The sequence below is a fragment of the Serratia aquatilis genome, from assembly GCF_044865145.1.
Classification (GTDB): Bacteria; Pseudomonadota; Gammaproteobacteria; order Enterobacterales; family Enterobacteriaceae; genus Chania; species Chania aquatilis.
In genome coordinates this window covers 3,808,436-3,830,931 of record NZ_CP173186.1, presented here as the reverse complement: position 1 = coordinate 3,830,931, position 22,496 = coordinate 3,808,436, and the positions used below count along the sequence as shown (strand labels likewise).

Below are 22,496 nucleotides of genomic sequence, written 5' to 3'. Positions count from 1 at the left end.
GATTTCAGTCATAATCAATATTAAAAACCAGATTCGAGCGAACCTCTCCCGTGCTGATGGTATCCAAGTACTGGTAGAACCGCGCGAAGTATTTCAAGGTGATATGGTGTACTTGATTGTCAGCTAATGTGCCAATCAACTGGGGTTTTCCCAATTCTAGAGGAGTCTGATCTTCGTTTAACACTTGGACTCCTACCCCCTGAGCTGCCTGACTCCCCGTATTCTCGTTAATCAGTACGCTATCTGCCGCAGTAGTTCCGGGTGCCAAAGTACCATCGAAAGTCATCTTGATATCTACGGAACCCGACAGGCTAACCCCGCCGCTGCACTGCAGTTTTAGCTCAAAGTTGCGCCCACCAGCGAAACTACCTTTGCCAGTCAGTTGATTTTGGCGGATGGTACCGATATCAACTCGCTGGTTCTTCCCGCCGCTCACCAGGCAAGATGGGGAGACAATCGTCAAGGCATCGGCGCTGAGAGATGTCGTTAGCGGTGGGTTATCGTCCTCAATGTAGCCGTAGCTGGTATAGGGGCCGCTAGCGACGCGGCCACTGCCGGTGACGGGGGCCGTTTTTATCACTTCGAGTATAAACGTTGTCGATTCAAGCCAGACTTGATAACGGGGTTCGATGTTCGTGATCATTCGCACTCCTGGATAAGTGAGTACGTACCCACTTCCCGTCCTACGTTTAAAACGCAGGCCAATGCCTGGTATGTTGGTAGAAAAAACTTTGTCACTCAGTTCCTGCATACCATTACCGATCACTTTAGAAGCAAAAGGATTTGGCCCTAGACAGAAGTACATGGGGGCACTCTTAGCCAGATACCATTCACGATAGGCTAGCACACTGCCAACCGGAGCATTTGGTTGTACCACTACCTGACCAATATTCATATCCAGGTTAATCGATGGTTCATTCTCATAGCGTGTGCACTCCGCATGAGCTAGAGCACCAATGAATAGCGGCAGTATTGCGGCTAGAGAAAACAGCTTACCTATCGACATATTGCCTCCTGATCCACGGCGTTTTTCAGATTGACACTACACTGGCCACTAGCCCATTTAACCCACACTGGGTTAGCCTGCTCGTCATTGATAAATAGCATGCTGCCTTGACCGACAATGCCGATGGTTTTCCCCTGTTTATTAACCACGTTGGCACCAAATGGCAGGTTATTTCCGCCTGGTAGCACGGCGTGCAGCGTTCGATTTTTCTCCACCCGGGTAGTGAAATTGACCTTTACCACGCTGTTTTCATAGGGCACGACGTTAGCCACGGTCTTATCGAATACGATGTCATCGTCGGCGCCTTTCGGATCAATCTCGACCGCATTGACCCGATAAGGGCGCAGATACGGCAATATGGCGTACCCTCTACTATCAATACGTGTGCCAGGTACGCCGGGTAGTGCTGCGCCCTGGGCATTCTTGGCTTCAATCAGTGCAACGGTATTTCCCGTTTCCGGTGACAAAGTGATCCCGCCTTGATGTACCAGCAGAGAGCCACTGGCGCTTACGCCAGTTTGGCGGTAACTGTTGCCCTGGCCAAAATTAGCCGCCAACGTGGCTTTGGGGTTACGGTAAGTGCCATTGAGGGCAAAGCTATGGTTGCCAGAACGGCTGGATGACTGATTAACGCCATAGCTGAACTCATTTTCATTACCAAGGGCTCCGTTCAGGCCTATCTGAGCATTATTGAAACGTGAGTTGGAAAACATCGCGCCAGAAGTCAGGCTTGCGCTACTACGCTCGCCGAATGAGAGTGGGTAGCTGAAATTGAGTGATACGCGCGTCTCTTGGCCACGGTTACCAAGATAAGAGGTATAGCTGCGCTGCAACGCAACCGAATAAGAGAGACGTTTCCATCCATTGTTGTAACTCAGTTGATACTGCTTCTCTGTATCGTTTCTATTCCAGTAGTGTGAAATTCGGCCATTGAAATAGAGCCCGCCCCAACCATCGGGTAAACTCTGGTTAAGGGTATAGCTCAATCCATATTTTTCACGTGCAAAGGTACTGGGATTTTTTCCCCGTCTCGGGTTATTAACAATCTGCAAGGCGTCGTTGAGCGAAAAGTAGTTCTCTGTTGCATAGCGGTAAGCCGCCAGCACGACGCTGGTTTGGGTACTTGGAAACATTCGGTTAAAGGTGACTCGATAACTTTGCCCGGAATAGGAGGACTTATCTGAGAAAACCGCACTATTTTTCAACGAGGTATACGACTGAATAGCATCCAGTGATAGCGCCCCGAAAGAGGTATTAAAAGCACTACCCAGTAGGTATGCCTGGTAGTCATTAAACGCAGTCAACCCGGTATACCCTGTGAACAGATTATTAACGCCATATTGATAATGAAACTGAAACAATGTTGGCTTGTTATGCAGACTTGGTTCATCCGTTTTACCGACAACAACGGTATAGCGGCCCATTCCTGGGCGCAACAGTTGAGGCACCGAGGAGAAAGGCACGCTGAATTGACGAATCGAACCATCCGCCTCTTTAATCGTCACCTCCAGATCGTTACCGTAACCGGAAGGGTAGACGTCGTCGATGATAAAAGGGCCTGGAGATACCTGAGTCTGGTGTATCACCGAATCATTCTGCCGCACGGTAACTAACGCGTTACTCATGGCGACGCCGCGGATCTCCGGTGCATAAGAACGCATACCGTCAGGCAGCATATTATCGTCGGTGCCCAAGCGCAGACCGCGCAAACTCACGCTGTCAAAGAACTCGCCACTGGTAAAAAACTGACCACCGGTTAAGGTTGATTTTATTTGTGGTAACGAACGTTGAAGATAAGTCTGATTATTTTGCCAATGGGTGCCATAACCCTCTTGAGCATTCAGGTTCCCAACGTATTTGAGCAGCCAGCCATTGTAGCTAAACTTGGAGTTGATCCCTAAATAACCACTACTGCTATTACCATCAGAAGATGTTCTATTACGGTTATAGTAGTTAGCCATATAAGACAGATTCAATGCTGGAATTCCTTTTTCCCAATGTTCGGGTGATACATAGCCCGCGTATTTACGATCCTCATACAGCTGGGGAACGGAAATATCTACCCGCAGTTCTGATATGTTAAACGTATCGTTAACCGTTTCATCTTGCCGCCATTGCGACAGGTAACCACAGAAATCTGCCTGTTTTGCCAATGATGCGTTGAGCTTACTTGCGGAGATGCCAAATCTTTCAAGCATGGCAGCAGAATAACAAACACCCAGTTTGTTGTTATCTGAACGCCGCTCAACCTTCATCTCATAACGGCCTTTCCAATTACCGTTGGTATAGACATCAATGGAATAGGCACCCTCAAAAATGGCAAAGGTACTGAATCTTGAAAGGTCTATTTTATCTTTTTTACCGATAATGAAATCATCGTTGAATTGATAAGATTCTTCCTGCGCTGCCAAAGCTGAAAAAAATGGATAAACCAGCCCCACCATCATTATGGTCGCGCATAGCGGGCACATCTTCTCGGCCGAAAATGTCAGCTTTTCCATTGTGTAACTCCCTACTTTATTTTATCCGGCTACTGACAGAGACAGTGGCTCCATAGTCATTGACGTTTTTTATTAAGATATTGTCTCCACTCTTGAATGCCGCGACGGGTGTGACCCGAGTTGTCGAGAGCGGTGGAGCGACGACGGTTTTACCCAGCAGAGATTTATTATCCGCCTGAAGAATACGCGTAATAGTGATATAGAAAGGCGTTGGATTATTAATCGCCAGTTCTTCTCCTTGCTTGGATAACACCAACAGCTCTGGTGCGGCATCACGATCCCCCAGCCCTGTTGGCCGGTAAATAAATTTAAAGCGTGAGCGAATAGCCAACTGCAGGGAATTATTCCCATGCGTCTGTGCGCTGGTGGGCGTCGGCGGTATTTCCAATAGATTCAACCACCAGAGCTGCTCCCGATCGCCAAGCAGGCCGTTACGATTGGGCAGACGGACCCGCAAGGTCTGCCCGCTTTTACCATCTACCCGTGAGATTGGTGGGGTAATCACAAAAGGGACGGAAATATTGTCTGGGGTTTCTCTGGCATCCCCTTTATCCAACCAAACTTGTGCTACCGCTGGGCGATCGGCAGTATTGTTTAATTGGATAGTGATTTCTTTTTCATTACTAGGGAATATAAAGCGAGTACCATTGACAATGATGTTATTAGCATTCACTTGAAAGCTGATAATAAAAAAAATTGATATGATGCGTAATAGCATAGGTACCTCAACATGCTTTCAGAGTAGCACACGTTATCAAAGCAGCCGGTTAAGGCCGCTTTTTACTCGTCATACTTCAAGTTGCATGGGTGTTGGCTACGCCCGTTCACACCAGTCACATAGTTGTCTATGCTCCTGGTGATTCTCGGACTTGCCGCCTACATGCAACTCGAATTATTTAGAGTATTGAAGATAAGGAATTATTGGTAAACAATTTCGTAGGTAGCGTAACTGTTTAACACACCCGGAGTGACAGTATTTGGTGTATTAGTCGCATAGCCTACATAGTAGGTAAATCGAGCACCTTTATTACCAAGAATGTTCGTGTCTATATTCACGGATGTTGACGGTGGTGTTAATGAACCCGGAATGATTTTGGTCCCAGAAAGGGAACTGTTCCCTCTGGTTGCCAAAACTAATTGAATATCTTTGGCACCTGTGCTTTCGGTATTTGCCAGATATCCCTGCTCGACACCTGTCGCTCCTGTTAGCAAGTTCCCCCCGGTCCAGGTTACAGCGAGTTGATCGCCATCCATGTAATCACCAAGCGCACCATTAACAGACTGGCAGTTGGTAACATCAATGGTGAAAGGCTGTGCTTTCAAAAATGTGTTTGCTGCGGCGCCTTTAGCTTCTGTCAGGCTGATCGGGGGTAAATAAACATTAGCGTCACTGCCTTGGCCATTAACGGAAATTTCGCAGGAAACATCAGTTACTTTGCCATAGAAGTTAATGTTCCCCCCACCGACATTGTCTGTTGCAGCGTAAGTTGACAGAGAAAGGGTGGAACATATCATCATCGGGAAAAGGACTTTTTTCATAATTTGGCCTTTTTGGTTATAGTGAATTAAAAACAACATCGTCCACAGTGGACTATTAAAAATAGTCCACACATATTCCAAGCAACAGGCTAATACAGCATTCTCATTCACGATATGAGCGATTCAGCAATCGTAAATGGTAAATGTGTAATAACTCTGTAACTCGAAGTAATATCGATATATACCCTTCATACTTCAAGTTGCATGGGTGTTGGCTTCATCTGTTCGCACCAGTCACATAGTAGACTATGCTCCTGGCGACTCTCAGACTTGCCGCTTACATGCAACTCGAATTATTTTGGGTATACAACGAAACAGCAGAGTACTGTTTGATTGTATTGCTCCTCAAGGTTCGCCATATATACTCGTCATACTTCAAGTTGCATGTGCGTTGGCTTTCCTCGCTCACCCCAGTCACTTACCGGAGTAAGCTCCTGGGGATTCATTGCGTTGCCGCGTTACTCGGCCCAAAATAGGGCCTCGCCCCTACGGGGCCAGCGCAAGCGCTGTTCAAAAACGCATTGCGTTTTTGTCCTGCAACTCGAATTATTTAGAGCATAGATGGCAAGCCTTTTTACCTTAAGCTGGTTTTGCAATATTAGGCTGTGTCCCTTAACTGCCTGCGTCGCTCATGTTCAATTGAGTGATACAGCCTACTATCCTGTAACCGCCAGGATCGGGAAATTGCCCTCCACATCAGGATCGGGCAATTGCATCGACTTTCTTGTCAATGAAGTATCTAGCCAAAATATAGGCTCTGCCGCGATGAGAAACGACAAGCCTGTGAGGATATCCGTATCACGTTAGGAATATTCTATACTCACCATACTTCAAGTTGCCCTGGTGTTGGCTGCGTACGGCTACTCTACCCGGCCACGGGTCTTGCCCCTGCCGTATAGAATGCCACTCGAATTATGTAGAGTATATTGTGCTTTTTGCTCTTGCCTGGTTTGTGCCGCTCAGGATGCTTAACTGAAAACTTCACACCACAAGCTCCACTTAAAATAAGTGCTTATTACTTATTAATCATGCGTATTTAATAGCCACTTACCATTGAAGCAGAACTGAACTGCTACGTACCAAAATATAGGACGATTCAAATTAACAATCATCCTGATAGGTTGAGCTTGATTGGAGTATATAGCGATAGTTTGCAGGTGGTAAATTAAAATTTCAATAGCTTGCTAATTGTTACTCACGAGATTTTAACTCTGGTTACTTGAATTTAACAAGGTTTTTAATCTGAAAATTGTTTTTTTTAAAAAATTTAAAATTGAAAAAATAGAATAACATCTCGAGATAGATTGTTTCTTGTATTGAAATTGTTTGTTTTCTGAATAGAAACAATTCGCTAGAGAGGATATAAAGCAGCCTGACTGCGAGGCCTTGAGGAGTGTGGTTAAAAAGGCTGGAGTAAGATTTCTTCCTCCCGATAGCTTGTAAAAAATAGAGGAGTGACGGGTCGGATTTTTCTTAAATCATCGCAGCAATGGGCTGGTCAGTCTGTGAGGTACTGCAAATTATGTGATGGAGACCAGGGGGCTGAAGCATGTTATCGATCATTGTGTTTCCGTCTTGCTGGCCTCTGAAGACTGGAGTTTAGTGATGATTGCTCGGGAATTAGGCTATGTCCCTTAACAGCTCATGAGTGCCGCTGGCGGTCATGAGCGCACAGAGCAAGGCGTGAGCCGCGAGGTTTGGTAGACCAAATAAGCGGCGAACAACGCCGCAATACGCGCAAATGGCCCCAGCCCGAAGGGGCGCGCCGCCAAAGCTCGTTCTCTGGGGGATCGGGCTTGAACTGAGCGCAACTATGTCCTTCGCCCTTCGCCTTGATAACGGGCTTTTGGGTCTGCGACGGCACCACGGGCAATTGAAGACATAGCCTAGTGTAATCTAAACCGTATTGTCAGAAAAAGGTTAACATTAATGATATTGAAATAACCTAAGCACCTCAAGTCGGTAATATTTTTTTAACTAATAGGTTTTTTAAATTTAAATAGTTTTAAATTATCATTAGATGTAAAAATTATCAGAGAATGGGTTATCAAAACTCAGTCTCTTTGTTTATATTTTGCTGTGGTGTATCCTGCTAAGGTTAAAAGTAAATTGAGATTATTCCTGCGCTAAAACTTTACTTTTGCAAACCAAAAAAATAGGGTTTTAATCAAGAAAAATTTCAGGTTAAGTTCTTAAGATACCGTATTGTTTTTTACTTATATATACGTTATCGGCATTTCACATGCATGATTTTTAAGTTATCTTTATGTTTTTAATGGCTTTTTAAAACTTACATCATCTGATTTTTTCTTAAGTGCATTTATTTTATTAATTAATGTATTAAAGGTTTTAACTGGTATGGTTTATTGGGGGCAATAAGGTTACAAAACGATGTTTGATATATTTTATAGGGATTATCCTAAAAAATAAGTACATAAAACCCCATTGATGTTTTTTCCATATTTCTGGTTTAAAATTCTATTTTTATTAATTTTATGATTTTTTATTCCATTTATTGTAGTTTAATGGTTGTTTTTTGTGTTTTGTTGCTTTTTGTAAATGTCATTTGTAGGGGTTTAATCTTTTTCTTAAAAAGCGATAATCATCAGGCGGCCTAAAGCTCGTAGGGAAAGAATGACTTGAAGAAGAGGTGGAGCTACTAATAGCTTTATCGGTTACTGGAGTTCATTACTATGAAGGAAACAACTTATGGTTATCGCATTGGTGAAGACATTCAGGTTGATGTTGAGCTAGGGGTTGTCGCGAGACTCTATACCTCCCGAAAATTAAAATTTTATTCAGCGGAGGCGATTTTTCTTGGTGAAACACCTATGCAACTCCTTGTCTATTTACTGGAAAGAGTGGAGCGAGAGGTCGTGCTTTATTCTGATATTTTACATCATATCTGGGACGACCGTGGCTTGATTTCTTCTTATAAAGGTCTCAATAAAGTCGTTGCAGAATTAAGGGAAAAGTTAAAAAACCTCGGGTTGGAAGATGATTTTATTTCTACGGTAAGAGGCAAAGGATACCGATTAAAAACTGCCAATGTTAAACGGCTATACACTAAGTCTATAAAGAGCAAAAACTCACAATTAATAAGTGTTATGTAAAGGTGAGTGGCAAAATAAAAGAAGTGCACCTCTGCAGTGAGGGATTACCTCTCTAGTTTGAGTTTTCACCATAGTGCTGCGAGCGTTTTGTCTTTTGTCCGTCCGCAATAATTGAGGATATACAGACATGCACCCCACGCAAGGGAATTTTTCAATGAGAAAATCAATACGTCTTTCGGTTATCGCCTCATTACTGATGGGCAGTGGTGTGGCACTGGCAGCAGTTATGGAAGGGAATAGTCATTCAGCCTCTTTATCGGCAACACGTATTTACACCGTTCCGACAGACAGCAGTCTATATCAGTTAGCGCTACAAAGCGGTATTTCGGTAGTGGAATTGCGCAAACTGAATAAAGGCAGCCTTGATCGCCGTGACAGACTGAATACAGGTGAAAGTTTATTACTCCCTATCAATTCGCCTCTATTTCCCGCTGAAGATACCAGTGGGGTGATTGCCAGTGACCTGCCTGAATTGGGGATGGGGAATGCTCCGCTACCGAAAGACGGTGTCAGTGCAGCCGAAATGAAAACGGCAGGGGCTGCACAATTTGTCGGGGCACAAAACTGGAACACCATGACCGGTGAGCAGGTGAAGAGTCAGGCAGAGGGGTGGGCTAAAAACCAGGCAAAAAACCAGGTGGTGGCACCGGTACAAAGAGAAGCTCAGGACTTCCTGGGGCAGTTCGGTAAGGCACAGATCAATATTGCTGTCGATGATAGAGGCAGCCTCAAGGGGAGTGGCGGTTCGCTGTTCAGCCCCTGGTATGAAACTGACAACGTGCTGGCGTTTTCTCAGGTCGGCATCCACGGTCAGGATGGCCGCACCATCGGTAACGCGGGGGGCGGGGTTCGTTTTGAACAAGGCGACTGGATGTGGGGCTATAACGCCTTCATCGATCAGGATATCAGCCGCAGCCACACCCGAGGCGGCATGGGGGCAGAGTTGTGGCGTGACAACCTGAAGCTGGCGGCCAACTACTACCATCCATTGAGCAATTGGAAAGATTCCAAGGACTTTGATGATTATCTTGAGCGCCCAGCTAAGGGTTTTGATGTCCGCGCTCAGGGCTACCTTCCCGCCTATCCACAGTTGGGGGCTTCGCTGGTTTATGAGCAGTACTACGGCGATGAGGTAGCGCTGTTCGGTAAGGACAATCTGCAAAAGGACCCAAGCGCGGTCACCGCTGGAGTGGATTACACCCCGGTTCCACTGCTGACGCTCAAGCTCAACCATAAATCAGGTCAGAACGGCCAGAAAGAAGGCAAGGCAGACCTGCAGCTTAATTACCAGATTGGTACTCCGCTGGACAAACAGCTTGACCCGGATCGTGTTGCTCAAGCGCGCAGCCTCAAGGGTAGCCGTTACGACCTGGTGGACCGCAATTACGACATCGTTCTGGAATACAAGGAAAAGGACGGGGTATTCGATCTTGATCTCTCTTCCGTGCCGGGTGATCTGCTGGAAGGAGATAGCTACATGATGCAGCCGCTGGTGAGCAGCAAGTACCGGATAACGGCAGTGAACTGGAATGGGGATGTCATTCCGCTTTCGGTCATGGCCACGGCGGGTACTGATAATCCGCAGGGGTGGACCATCAAGCTGCCAGCTTGGGACTCTGCTCCGGAAGCCACCAACCTATACCACCTGTCTGTCACGCTGACGGATGAGAAAGGGCGCCAGGTCACTTCCAATACCGTTGAGGTTGCGGTGGGCCAGCAGCGCCAAGCCAAACTTGAGGTGGAGAATGGTGCGAGCAAACCGGCTACCGGGCTGGAGAGTGATGCGGTGCAACTGGTGACCTATCTGACCAACCATTTGGGTGAAGCGATCAGCGATCCGGCGTTAGCGCCGAGCTGGGTGATGAAGGACGCCACCACCGGGGCAACGGTGAAGATCAGCGAGAACTGCGCCAGCGACGCGGATGGCAAGGTGCAGCAATGCGTCAGCCTCAAGAGCGACCGTATCGAAGAGCGTGCAGGGGTGAATTATCACGTCAGGGAACTGGTGAGTACGTTGCCAGGGCGTTTCATTATCGCCACCGACTTGGGCAGTTACGGCATGACCACACCACAGGAAATCACCTTTAGCGCCAGTAGCACCATGCCGGAAGTCGTACGGGCAGAAATTCAGGATCCGGACGGCGCTGACATTCTGACGGCCCAGACCAGCCCGCAGATCGGGGTGACCTATACCGTGAAGCTGTTCAACGCGGCTAATGAAGATGTAACTGCCAGCTTCCCGCCGGAAACGCTGCATTGGGCATTGGATGGTAATGCCGGGGCGGCAGGATGCGATGTCACGCTGACCGACCATGATACTGGCGTAACGGGCTACACCTTTATACCGCGTCTGAATGGTAGCAGTAACAGCGGGGTAGCCTGCGGTGATCAAGGCTTTGGCCTGAAGGTGCTGTATTGAGGTTGTTACTCCCGGTTCGGTGAAGCTGGGTATGGCCCGCGACGTGACGGGAAACCATGGAAAGAATAATGACACTGGCTCTGCGCTGAACAGGTAAAGGACGGGAAATGAAACAAGACAAGAAATCGCCACAGGGGCTTGCACTAAAACCGATAGCACTAGTGTTGATGCTCGGCATCGGGATGGCTGGTACTGCCTGGGCAGGTAGCACACCCACAACTTTGGCGGTGAGCGGGAAGTCACCGGTACTGGTTGCTCCCTCCAACAGTAATACGCCACACAGCGTAGATTTCAGCGGGACCTATGCCCGGGCAGAAGTGTTGTCGACGGGTGACACCATAGTGATGACCTATCGCCATGACGACAGTGACGGTGACGAGGATGACTCGCTCTCAACGGTGGTATGGAGCTATACCCCGGCCGGTGGCGGTGCCGAAGTCACGATAACCCCAACCAGCAATGTGCCTGCCATCGGCAGCACACCGGGTACGTCAACCATCACGATCCCTTCAGAGGCATTGGGTGCCACGGCGATCAAAGTAGAGATCTGGGAGCAGTCGAAGACCGGTATCCCACTTCGCGGCCAGCAATCCATTGTGGTGCTGGACACCAGCAAGGGGAGCGCAGCAGAGGGCGGCGGGGGTACAGCGACTCTGCCTGGGCCAATCGCGTTGGGGAGTTCCACCACCGGTATTGCTGGAGGGATATTCCTGGCGTCTGACAACCCGAGTGCGGGCAGTGGCGCGGCGGACTATTCACGCACCGAGGGCAATAACCCGAAAGTGGGCGAAACCTATCTGTTCCGTGCCTGGCAAGACGTTAATGGAAATGGAGTTTGGGACGAAGGAGAGAAAGACGTAACGGCCAATCTGAGCACCATAAGCTGGAAGCTGGATGGCAGCAACACCACGGCTGCGGGCAGTAGCACCCCGGTCACGTTGAGTAACCACATTATTTCTGGCGCGACCGCTGACAGCTATAGCGTTCCGGTCAACAGCCTGTCTGGTTCCGGTGCCGTTTCGGGGGACCAGGGTTTTAGCCTGAAAGTGGATTTTAACTAAGGCGTGCGTCTGCTGGAAAGGACCACTGCCACCATTTACTGATAATCCAAGGAAAAGAGAACGATGCACAATAAGAAACACTTTACATTGAAAAAACTGGTTCTGGCTTTGGCGATAGCCGGCTACTCCATGAGTAGTGCCTATGCGGTACTGACTGCACCGACGGGAACCGTTCAAGGGCGTGTTCCGGTACTGGTTTCTCCGTCTGACAACTCTAAAGAGCATGCAGTGGACATTAGTGGCACCTTTGCCACCACCGGCAAATTAGCGACTGGGGACACCATTACCCTGATCTACAAATACACCGATAGTGACGGGGATAATGATGCCTCCACAACCCGAGTGACGTGGTACTACGTTAAAGGTGGAACGGAGTCCGAGATTGCGACCAGCAATGTGGTCAACACCAATGCCTCAATTGTTGGTGGTAACGGGACCAGCGTACTGACGGTGCCGGGTGCAGCCCTTGGCGCTGAAGCGATAAAAGTAGTGATTCAGGAATACTCTGCGTCGGGTGATCCAAGAACAGGTGAAACCATCACCGTGGCAGACGTCAGCAACAATAGCACCGGTGGGGAAACGACTGTACCGCCAGGAACAGTTGAACCAGGTACCAACGTGGTTCCAGGTATTTACCTGAGCACTGATACCGCGTTTGCCAACAACCTGATTGGCAGCTCGGCGAAACTGGATGTCGGCAATACCTATGTGTTCAAACTGTGGGATGGCGCAGCGGTGGGCACCACCGACCTGACCAGCAGCGTTTCTTACAACTGGCGTCTGGTGGGAACCAGTGCGACGGATAACATAACCGCTCCTGCAGCTGGCTTTGCTACACCAGCAACGGATGCCAACTTCACTGTGCCGGTAAATGCCGCCGGAACAGCGATAACCGGTTCTGTTGACGGCGTACAGGGCTTCAACCTGGCTGTGGATTACAACTAATCCCCAGGCAATACACGGGCGGGTTTCCCTGCCCGCGTATTGTACAGCCTTTCCCTGAGTGCCAGCCTGTCAATTTGACGCTGAGGTAGAGTTTGTAAGCCTGTCAGAAAGGAAGAACAGAGAATGAGAAAAACGATAGAGGCCCCGGCGAAGAGCATACCTGGTGTGATGTTAAAAAAGAGAAGGGCTATCAACCTGCTGGTTACCGGCCTGATGGTGACGTTACCGGCACAGGCAATATTAACGAACAGAAGTGGCCAGATTCAGGGGCGAGCACCTGTCGCCAGTGGTAATGTGTTTATTCTATACCCTGATGGCACCACCAAGGTGAAGGAGGGCGATATGGTTGGCCTCTCGCAAAAGCCGAATGAATTTAAAGCATCAGCTGACACTTCAGCGATCGTTGCTACTGATGCTGATGGGGACACCGGATTACAGCTAGTGCCGAGGATCCCTGGTGCAACCTTAAGCTGGACGTACAACAATGTTGCGTTGACGGCAGCGCAGCTCAATGCGCGTTTTGATGCGCAATTTGCCGGTAAAACCTTGAGTGTAGCAGCCAATGTGCCTGTAACCGCGAGTTCAACTACCGGTAACCCGAAGACATCCGGTGAGAAAGTCCTGGCCAGTCGCTATACGATTAAAGTTCCAGTTCTGGCAGCGCAAATAGTCACACACCTCTCTGCCAATGGCGAGAATCGGGGGGTATTTACCACTACTTCTGGTTTCCCGACCCACGGTTTTGTTGGCGCAACGTTCCAGATTTATGCTGAAAGTAATCAGGCTAATAATGCCAATTATAATTGGGTATCCAGCCATCCAACGTATGCGCAGGTTGATGCTGCGGGTACTGTGACCTTTAAGCAGGATTTCCCTAGCCCGGCGCCAACCATGGTGATCACGGCGACGCCGAAAACTGGCGGGGGAGCGAGTGCGATCAGCTACAGCTTTAAAGTCAGCAAATGGTGGAAAAATCTTGGCACAACCTTGGTGACATGGGAAGCCGCAGGGAAAGCCTGCACCGATAATTTCGGTGCCGGATACCGGATACCTAACGATGTATATAATCCAAGTTCACGTGCGAACAATAATGTTATTAAAAACGGTACGCTGGTTACAGGCGAATTTACCGGGCTTCACGCAGGCACCAATGATACCACCGGGGGCAATAGACGTACGGTAGGAATGCTGGTAACCGAGTGGGGGTTCCTGAATAAATACAGTAATGGATGGGTGGAAATGCCATATTATTATGGTACCTATGGTTATCACAGCTCAATGTCACGCCTTAATCTTGGGAGTTCTAAAAATTACTTTATGATGACTGAAAAAGGTTTATGGCTCACTTATGCTGAGTCGATTAATGCATCATGGGAAAAGACTAACTTCCTTGCCTGTGTGAAGCAAATTTAAATGTTAGCTCATAAAGGCGCCGCAGTATTCATATTTTCATCAGCAAGTTTGAGTGATTGCCTAAATGCCATGGATGTTGTTTTATAGGTAATCAATAAAAGTCCATCCCAACGCAGGATGGAGGTGTGAAAGCAAAGGACAGTGTTAATTAAAGTGGGTGCTTTGGGTTTGTTAAAAATTTAATGTGCTTAATTTTTTATTTAGTGAAAGGTCAACACCTCGGGATTTTATTTGTATTTTTGTATGAGTGTTAATAGTGCTGAATGATTTAGTTGATCGGAAAGTGCTTATTGTTAATTGTGATTTTTTGGGTTCGCCTCCCAGTATTTAATTGATTATGAGGTTTATATTGTGTTAAAGAAAAGCGTTTTCATGTTATTTGCAATGGTAATTTCTCTGAGTGCGTGTTCTGAACCAGAACCAACAGGTACGAAGATATTTGGCGGTGCTGCATATATCGATATGCCTGCTGAATTTGTTGCAATGTCTAAAGAAATGCTGACGGCTAAATATCCTCAGCAAAATGCACCGCAAGAAGCCTATTATGTTGAAAACGGTAATGTCTCCTTTGCTTTCAGCAATACCAAGAATGCCATACCTGATGGCAAACTTGCAGATGTGGCTAATATAATGAAAAAGCAATTCGCTCCCTTTAATCCTACTCTCGAAGAAAAAAGTATTGATGGACGTAAAGTTTTTATTTTGAGTATGGATACACCGAGTGCAGATGGCACTATTAAAAATGTCATGTTGCTTACTGCGATTGATGGAAAAATGGTTATTGCAACATTTAACAGTACGGAGGCTTTAGCGGGAAAATATATGAATGATGGAAAAAATGCATTGTTATCATTAAAGTTTAAGAAATAATGTCCAGTTAATAAAACTGGTTTTATTTTTAGTTGTTAATAGAGAGTGCATTGTCAGTTCTGACACTAGGCTGTGTCCCTCAATTGCATGTGAGCGCCGCTGGCGGTCATTTTCGCGCAGGGCAAGGCGTGAGCCGCGAGGTTTGGTGGGCCAAATAAGCGGCGAACAACGCCGCAATGCACGCAAATGGCCCCAGCCCGAAGGGTCGCGCCCCAAAAGCCCGTTCGAAGTAAAGTCGGGTTTGAACAGAGGGCCACTCTGCCCTTCGCCCTCCGCCTTGATAACGGGCTTTTGGGTCTGCGACGGCACCACGGGCAATTGAGGGACACAGCCTAATACTTCAGTAAACCTTGCCTCATTTGAACGGTAGCGAGGTTAGTTGTGGTACACAGCCTGATTTTTCTACACACATCGGCATCCTTATTACCTGGATGCCGATGTGAAACACCTGTCAACGAGTGTGAAATGGAAAAAATTGTTATTTTAAGTGATTGTATTTTTACCCGTTCAGGGCTGGAAACGTTATTGAGGCCAGAAGCATACATTTTTAGCACATCCAGCTTCAAACAGTGTAAATCGTATCTGATTCAGCAACAGGACGGGGACATTGACCTGATCGTCCTATCTATACGTTACGGTGGAATCGATGCTCTGGTGCAACTGGCCAGCCTGTTACGGTGTTATCACCCTTCCTGTAAGGTATTGCTGGATCCTGGCTCGGCCAGTATTCCGATGCTATGTTTTTACCTCGACTGTTTAAATGCGAAAACTGGATTGATTGACTTGACGCTGCCTCTGCCAAAATTGAAGTGGTTCATTACACGAGTGATTTGCGGGCAGGTAGTGCTGTCTACCCGAGATCTCCTTGGCTTGAAACGCTTGACCGTGCGTGAGCGTACCGTGCTGCTCGGGCTAATGAAGGAGCTGTGTGCGGATGATATCGCAAGAACGCTTATGTTGAGCATCAAGACTATCAGCTATTACAAACGTAGCGGTTTGTGCAAACTGGGCGCACGTAATTTTCAGGACCTGCTATTGCCGGTCGTGAAACGTTACCCACGCGGGTACAGCTCAATACAACCGCGAAGTGCCAGCTATGTGCAAGAGTGTCAGTACGCACTGACAGCGTAACAAGCTCCTCCTGATATGGATGGAGATAGCAGACAAATAGGGTGGCAAGAAACGAAGAAGCTTTTTAAAACAACCAGATTATGCCTGGTGATATCCGAATTGCTTTAGTCGTTAATCGCGAACAGCTTACTTCCTTTATCTGTCTGAATAGAGATTATTTCTGATGAGTGAGTAAAATCTTGGGCAGTAGTAACACCAGGGCTAGCAACATTAATCCAGACGCGGTCAGCGCTACCGTTGCAATATTAAACCCATCGAGTAATACCCCACCGAGAAATGCACCCGAACCGATACCTATATTGAACATGGCAACGTGAACTGAAGAGGGCCTTTCACCGGAGTCTTCAGCAAGATTAAGCACCAATGACTGTAGAGTTACGGTAATGATACAAATACCCGCACCCCATAGAGCCATCATGAATATGCCTGCAACCAGGCTGATGTCGGTAAGCAAACCCATGCTACCAACGGAGAGTGCCATTAATAACAGGGTGATACGCGTGGCTAGAACCAAATTCCTGTCACTGACAAATCCGCTAATAAAATTGCCCACAACCCCGGCAACGCCAAATAACAGTAAGAATAATGGGAACTTTGCATGTGAGATGCCAATCTGGGTTTCAACCAGGGGGCCAATATAGGTAAATGCGCAGTAGTTACCACACAGTGCCAAGGCGGTTACCGGGAAAGTTCTGCGCAGATAGGGTTGTGTGATCACCCGCATCAGCGAAGTGGTTTTTTGCGCCTTATCATGTTGCACCACCGGCATACTTAGCCGCACAAAGATGCTGATAACCAGTGCGGATAGACCAAGAATAAAGAATGACAGTTCCCAACCGATGCGCTGAGAAACCAAAGTAGCCAGTGGAACTACACCAACAGAAGCAATAGCAATACCGCCAAAAACCAACGCGGTTGCTTTTGCTTTGCCCCCTTCTGAGGATAATCGCACGGCCAGCGGCCCGACGATTGACCAGAATATACCGTGGGAAAAAGCCCCGATGACTCTCCCGATGTACAATACGGTAAGATTTGGTGATAGAGAGACGATAATGTTCGATAACCCGAAGGAAATCAGTAGAATAATAATTAATATCCTGCGTTCTATCTTTAAAAATAAAGAGGTCACAAACACGGCAGAGAAGGCGACTACCCACGCATAACCGGTAATAATCAGCCCTATTTTACCTACTGGTTGTTGATAAGTATCTCCGATCTCCTGCAATACCCCGATGGGCAGTAGTTCTGCAGTAACAAAAATGATAGCGGACAAGGATAATACCATGATAGCAAACCAGTAGGTTTTCCTTTCGTTATTGTCATTTTCGAGTTCACATATTCCATCTTGAATCTTCATTTGCTCACCATCTCAGTAGAAAATAGGTGCGAAAAAATATCTAGGGAACATTGAACCTTTGACAGCACTGTCAAAGTCAAGCCGTTGGGTGGAAAAATAAGGTTACACGACTGAAACGGTATAATAGGTTGTTTTTAAAATCATTATTTCAAAATGCGCGTACCGGGCTGTGTCCATCAATTACATATTTGTCGTAAACAAAGCCGGATACAGCCCAATATCCTCGCCAGTCTGCACCAGAACCAGGCTGGGGGCATTTCCCTGAGAATGTAAGATACAATTCTATTTGAAATTTTACCTGTTGCATATTCAGTTCTTGGTAATTATGTGAATTGAACAGAGCAGATTATCAACGTTAAAAGAGCTATTAATGTCAAGTCATTTTACTGACTACTTCATTATAACTATTGGGTATAGGTAACTAATTGATTTGCATTTAATTATCTGATAGATATAGAACGTGGTTTATGGTGTGCAATATTTATCTTTGGTTTATGGGTGCGATATTAAATATAATAGGCTCTAAGCTCTTGCAGGTAGTTATGAGTTATCTTGTGTAGGAATTTTTAGACTCCATACTCGTAAAGTTGGATTTTATATGATGAAAATTAAAGAGTTATCTAAAAATACCGGGGTCAGCCCCCGCATGATACGTTACTACGAACAACAAGGGTTATTAAAACCTGAAAGAACCATGGCCGGGTATCGTAATTTTTCGAAAAAGGATCTGGTAATTATTAAAAGCATCCAATCCTTACAGCGGGTAGGATTAACGCTGGATGCAGTCAAGATATTAATGCCTTGCATTTTAAGTGAGCCGCTTAGGATTTCTCCGTGCCCAATAATTGTTGCGTTGCTTAAGGAGCAGCGAGAAAAAATTCAAAAAGACCTTAGTAAAAATTCTCATGCACTCTTACTTATCGAACAGTTTCTTTCAGAAAGCAAACGGGTAATCCCTCTGGCTTAGTATAATATTTGGGCTTCCTATTTACCCTGATCAAGGTAATGAGGTTAACCCGTGCTCGCCTTCACTCCATTAGTGGTGATAATGCCCATTCTACTGGCAAAAAAATCCGCCCGAATGAAGGCGGATTTTCTATTTATGGCGCAAACAGTCGTCAGCTTACATTGAAAAATGTGGTGAAACTTAGAAGCGATAACCAACACCAATGTTCCAGGCCCCAACGGTTACGTCACGGATACGGCTTTTTTCATAGCCAATATCCAGTGCGATCTGGTGGATTGGGTTGAATTGCAGACCAGTACCATAGCTGAAGCCGTAGCCGGTATCGGTATGGTCGTTGGAACTATTCTGTTGGGAACCGGTGAATCTCCCGTAACCCAGACCGATCACACCATAGACGCTCGCCCAGTCGTTGATACGGTATGTTGGGCCTACGGTGAAGCCGTTATACTGCGCTTTGTCATATAAATCGTTACCCGACCCACTTTGTTTCAGATAGGTGTAAGAACCGATAACACCCAGTTGATCGTCGAGTTCATAACGGTATTTCAGGTTGAAGCCATCGGCTTTGTTTACAACACCTTGGAAATCACCCATGGCATAACCTGCAGATATTGTGCTGTCACCGGCAGCGGCAAATGCTGTTCCGGCGGTTACTGCTAATGCACAAGCTGCTACTGCTGAAAGACATGCGATTTTTTTCATAGCCACCTCAAACACGTTTTATTATAAAAACACATCCGTCTGGTACCACCTTAAAAATATAGCTAAACCAGCGCTAGAGCCTGCCTTTAGGAAGGTAAATTAAGTTTTATATCGTGTAACAAATAATTACAACGCGGCTTGGAAAGCATGTTAAAGAGTATTAAGCATAATATTCAATTGGTTGAGTTAATTATTAACATCAGGCTAAAGGCTTGTATCATGCGGATGTGGCATTTATCCGTGCCCTGATGAACCCAAGGTTTGTGTCGGTGAGAAGGCTCAGTGACATGGTTGTAGACCCAAGCCCATTAAAGTTAAAGGCACGTGGCCAAGGTATACGCAGAATTGTCGCTAGCCAGTTTGACGGCTGCTAGCAGTTGGCTAAAGGGATGATAAACAGCCATAGCCAATGAGCAAGTCAGTGCGTTTAAGATATATGTTACCAGAAGACGTAAAATTCCTAATTGTTCATCACATTGCTCAGGTAGGTATTGCTAAAAAATCCCCTTGTAGGCATATTCTTGCAGCTTAGCTCCAACTGCCTTAGGCTGATGCCTGTTTAGTAGTATTAGCGGTTGTTTCATTGAGAGTTAATGTACTGATAAATGAGATTTTCAGTTCTTCTTCCGACGAACCTGGAGAATCGGTACCCACATTGTGGTTTGCCGTAAGTATGCGTCAATGGTGTGTCCTTGAGTGAAGACGGGTACTTCTGACTATAGTAAACAGATATTCCTGCTATACCTGCCGCCCCTCAAGCTGTATGGGGTTGGTTGTGTTATTCGGCCCACACTGGGGCTTGCCCCTTTACGGCCAGCGTTTTGTCATGCGACTTGAAGTAACTTTGGTATGACTCAGTATTATTCGGAGAAAATGGATGAAAGTAACTAATGCATTGGATGATTATATTCACCTTAGGGCTAACTATTGGATATTAACTGGTGTTAGCGGGATTTCCCTTGGTTTATTTATGATTTCATTTTTCAATCAATGGGGCTTGGTCTGCCTAATATCATTAGGGGGAGTATTTACTCTCAGTGCATTTTATACCATTAAACTCTACCTCAAGAAAAGAAGCGTGGAGTTAAAACTCAGAAATATGCGTCAATAGCTCAAGTATTGAAATTTTAAGGCCAGAAATCCGGTAGAGGTTAATAGCTGGGTACCGCACAAATGCATTTTGTCATCTGTTATTAATTTGAGTTATTACTGTGAGCATTGGCAGCTAGCAATCCCTGAAAATTCTTCTTCTTATCGATTGCCTACTGTCTGCTGCCCACAACCCTCGGCGCGTTCAGCGCTGGAAAAACTCTATCTCGCTGGCTTATTGCGCAAGCGTGGTAGGCGCTATCGCATCAGACAACACCCCTAAACGACTTGCCAATGGTCTAGCTATAAATAGGCTACACCTTCTCAGATTTCCCATCATGCCAGAATTGAGAGCCCCATCCGGTGAACAGGACTTATGTCCTGAAGACTAAAGGCGGGCCTTGCTAGGCTGTACTTGTAAATTACACGATCCTTCCAATACAACCTTGCAGGATGACTCTATGACCGCACACATCAATGCCAACCCCGGGGATTTTGCCGAAACCGTAATCATGCCGGGCGATCCACTTCGCGCGAAGTTTATTGCCGAGCACTATCTGACACAGGCACGTGAAGTGACCAACGTGCGCAATATGTTGGGCTATAGCGGTTTTTATCAGGGTAAACCGATCTCAGTGATGGGCCATGGAATGGGGATCCCGTCTATAGCGCTCTATACCCATGAGTTGGTTCATAATTATGCGGTAAAGCGCATTATCCGCGTTGGCAGCCTGGGGGCGACCCAACAGGATGTCAAAATGCGCGATATCATTCTGGCCGTTGCGGCAGGCACGGATTCCATCACCAATACCAAACGCAGCGGTGGCTATCACATGGCGACTTCCGCCTATTTTCCGCTGCTGCATAAAAGCTGGACGCTGGCGCAACAACTGTCTATCCCGGTGAAAGTAGGCAATGTTTTCAGTGGCGATCTCTATTATGACCCCGATGAAAACCTGATCCCGGCGCTGGAGAAATTTGGCGTATTGGGTATCGATATGGAGGTGGCGGGTTTATACGGCCTGGCACAGGAATTTGGTATTGAAGCCTTGGCTATTCTGACGGTATCAGATCATTGCCTGACCGGCGAGGAAACGACCGCCGAGGAGCGCCAGTTAACCTTCAATCATATGATTGAACTGGCACTGCAAACGGCAATCCAGTCATAACGCAGTACAACAGAAAGGGATAATGCTGATGAAAAATAAATTGGCACTCACTGCGATCAGTTTTCTGGCCAACTTCATTATGGCGGGATTCGCCAGTCAGTTCGGCATGTTGATTGAACCGATAGCAGAGAGTTTTCACGCTGAGACTAATGCTGTCGCATCCATCTTTTCACTGCTCAACGGCGGTGCCCTTGCGGGAACTATCGCTGCGTTTTTCTTGATTGAAAGGGTGGGGATTAAGCGGATCACGCTAATCAGCTACGGTGCGATTTTTCTCTGCGCCCTGGCGATGTACCTGACCAGTTCATTGTGGGTCGTCATGCTTGCCATGACGCTGGTGGGTTTCTGTGGCGGGATTGGTTTGTGTATTGCAGGAACTATTGTGGTATCGGTGTGGCGCGACAAAATGCAAAGTACGATGCTCGTCGTGCAGGATGCGACCTTTAACATTGCCGGGGTGGTATTCCCATTAATCACTACCTACGCACTGACCCATACGTTGGCCTGGAGTTTAAGCTATCTTGCCGTCGGGATTGTGGCGGTTATTACGCTGGGGATTGTCGCTCTGACCAATTTCTCCGCCTGCGAACCCCAGGCAGGAGCTCAACATGAAAGCGTGAAGTCCGAGTGGAACTTCGGCATTATCAGCGGCGGGATTGGATTATTCCTCGGTATGCTGGCACTGTATACTTTCCTGACCTGGGCCCCTTTGTTCGTAAAACAGAAATTCGATATTCCGTTTGAAGAGGCTGGTAATATCATTACCCAATATTGGGCTGCGGCATTGGTGGGCGCATTAGTCTCTACGGTTATCGTGTCAAGAATAAAGATCCACTATTTTCTGATTGTTATTATTACGCTGGCACTGGTGATTACCTCCTGTATCGTAACAACCAATAATATCGAACATGTTGGTTATCTTGCTTACGCCTATGGTTTTGCCTGCGCGGCTTTATATAACTCATTTATTGCCTATGGTGTTTCCTTCGTCAAACAGGCATCAAGCCGTAATGTGTCTTACATTTTATTCAGCGGAAGTGCCGGAGCCATGTTCAGCCCCGCCATCAGTGCGGTGCTTGAGAGCTCACTGGGGTTGCAGATGATCATGTACGCCATTCCCATTTTCTACTTGGTGATTATTATCATGTTATTAGTCTCTTTACGTACATTTAGAGTTACCGTTAGACAAAGTTAATATATTCAGTAAACAACAC

At 46.7% G+C, this 22,496-nt stretch carries 17 protein-coding genes; 11 read left to right on the top strand and 6 right to left on the bottom strand.

The genetic code is table 11. From position 1 onward, the window contains the following. Positions 1-4 precede the first annotated feature (4 nt). The 4 genes from SAQUA_RS17335 to SAQUA_RS17320 form a co-directional block, all read right to left on the bottom strand. The gene (locus tag SAQUA_RS17335; RefSeq protein ID WP_380674976.1) at positions 5-1,006 is read right to left on the bottom strand and encodes a fimbrial protein; all 1,002 of its coding nucleotides are present in this window, start codon (positions 1,004-1,006) and stop codon (positions 5-7) included. Next, complete coding sequence (locus tag SAQUA_RS17330) at positions 997-3,507, bottom strand: fimbria/pilus outer membrane usher protein (protein ID WP_380674978.1); 2,511 nt, start codon at positions 3,505-3,507, stop codon at positions 997-999. Before SAQUA_RS17330 ends, SAQUA_RS17335 begins: the two co-directional genes overlap by 10 nt. Positions 3,508-3,523: 16 nt before the next feature. Continuing rightward, entirely contained in the window at positions 3,524-4,225 is a 702-nt protein-coding gene (locus SAQUA_RS17325; protein ID WP_380674980.1) for a molecular chaperone, read from the bottom strand. A 200-nt stretch (positions 4,226-4,425) separates the two neighbouring features. Next, the gene (locus SAQUA_RS17320) at positions 4,426-5,046 is read right to left on the bottom strand and encodes a fimbrial protein (protein WP_380674982.1); all 621 of its coding nucleotides are present in this window, start codon (positions 5,044-5,046) and stop codon (positions 4,426-4,428) included. A 2,693-nt stretch (positions 5,047-7,739) separates the two neighbouring features. On the opposite strand from SAQUA_RS17320, the gene SAQUA_RS17315 reads away from it, so the two are divergent. The 7 genes from SAQUA_RS17315 to SAQUA_RS17285 all read left to right on the top strand — a co-directional run bounded on the left by SAQUA_RS17315 (position 7,740) and on the right by SAQUA_RS17285 (position 15,998). Next, positions 7,740-8,159, top strand: coding sequence for a transcriptional regulator (locus SAQUA_RS17315; RefSeq protein ID WP_380674984.1), 420 nt, complete (start codon positions 7,740-7,742; stop codon positions 8,157-8,159). Between the two features lie 154 nt (positions 8,160-8,313). Next, the gene (locus SAQUA_RS17310; protein ID WP_380674986.1) at positions 8,314-10,578 is read left to right on the top strand and encodes an inverse autotransporter beta domain-containing protein; all 2,265 of its coding nucleotides are present in this window, start codon (positions 8,314-8,316) and stop codon (positions 10,576-10,578) included. Between the two features lie 107 nt (positions 10,579-10,685). Continuing rightward, positions 10,686-11,639, top strand: a complete 954-nt coding sequence (locus tag SAQUA_RS17305; RefSeq protein ID WP_380674988.1) for a SinI family autotransporter-associated protein — start codon at positions 10,686-10,688, stop codon at positions 11,637-11,639. 63 nt (positions 11,640-11,702) lie between these two features. Further along, positions 11,703-12,584, top strand: coding sequence for a SinI family autotransporter-associated protein (locus SAQUA_RS17300; protein WP_380674990.1), 882 nt, complete (start codon positions 11,703-11,705; stop codon positions 12,582-12,584). A gap of 123 nt (positions 12,585-12,707) precedes the next feature. Further along, on the top strand, positions 12,708-13,997 hold the full coding sequence (locus SAQUA_RS17295; RefSeq protein ID WP_380674992.1) for a hypothetical protein: 1,290 nt from the start codon (positions 12,708-12,710) through the stop codon (positions 13,995-13,997). A gap of 351 nt (positions 13,998-14,348) precedes the next feature. After that, a complete protein-coding gene (locus SAQUA_RS17290; RefSeq protein WP_380674994.1) occupies positions 14,349-14,867 on the top strand; it encodes a hypothetical protein in 519 nt (172 codons plus the stop codon). A gap of 465 nt (positions 14,868-15,332) precedes the next feature. Then, the gene (locus SAQUA_RS17285; RefSeq protein ID WP_380674996.1) at positions 15,333-15,998 is read left to right on the top strand and encodes a LuxR C-terminal-related transcriptional regulator; all 666 of its coding nucleotides are present in this window, start codon (positions 15,333-15,335) and stop codon (positions 15,996-15,998) included. A gap of 154 nt (positions 15,999-16,152) precedes the next feature. On the opposite strand, the gene SAQUA_RS17280 is transcribed toward SAQUA_RS17285, so the two are convergent. Then, entirely contained in the window at positions 16,153-17,355 is a 1,203-nt protein-coding gene (locus SAQUA_RS17280; protein ID WP_380674998.1) for an MFS transporter, read from the bottom strand. 598 nt (positions 17,356-17,953) lie between these two features. On the opposite strand from SAQUA_RS17280, the gene SAQUA_RS17275 reads away from it, so the two are divergent. Then, positions 17,954-18,322, top strand: coding sequence for a MerR family transcriptional regulator (locus SAQUA_RS17275; protein ID WP_380675000.1), 369 nt, complete (start codon positions 17,954-17,956; stop codon positions 18,320-18,322). 180 nt (positions 18,323-18,502) lie between these two features. Here SAQUA_RS17275 and ompX read toward each other — a convergent pair whose 3' ends face one another. Beyond that, entirely contained in the window at positions 18,503-19,024 is a 522-nt protein-coding gene (gene ompX / locus SAQUA_RS17270) for an outer membrane protein OmpX (RefSeq protein WP_380675002.1), read from the bottom strand. An 877-nt stretch (positions 19,025-19,901) separates the two neighbouring features. Between ompX and SAQUA_RS17265 the strand changes: the two genes are divergently transcribed. The 3 genes from SAQUA_RS17265 to tsgA all read left to right on the top strand — a co-directional run bounded on the left by SAQUA_RS17265 (position 19,902) and on the right by tsgA (position 22,477). Beyond that, positions 19,902-20,135, top strand: coding sequence for a hypothetical protein (locus SAQUA_RS17265; protein ID WP_380675004.1), 234 nt, complete (start codon positions 19,902-19,904; stop codon positions 20,133-20,135). Positions 20,136-20,574: 439 nt separating this feature from the next. Continuing rightward, complete coding sequence (gene deoD, locus SAQUA_RS17260) at positions 20,575-21,282, top strand: purine-nucleoside phosphorylase (protein ID WP_380675006.1); 708 nt, start codon at positions 20,575-20,577, stop codon at positions 21,280-21,282. Positions 21,283-21,310: 28 nt separating this feature from the next. Then, entirely contained in the window at positions 21,311-22,477 is a 1,167-nt protein-coding gene (gene tsgA, locus SAQUA_RS17255; RefSeq protein WP_380675008.1) for an MFS transporter TsgA, read from the top strand. The last annotated feature ends 19 nt before the right edge of the window (positions 22,478-22,496 follow it).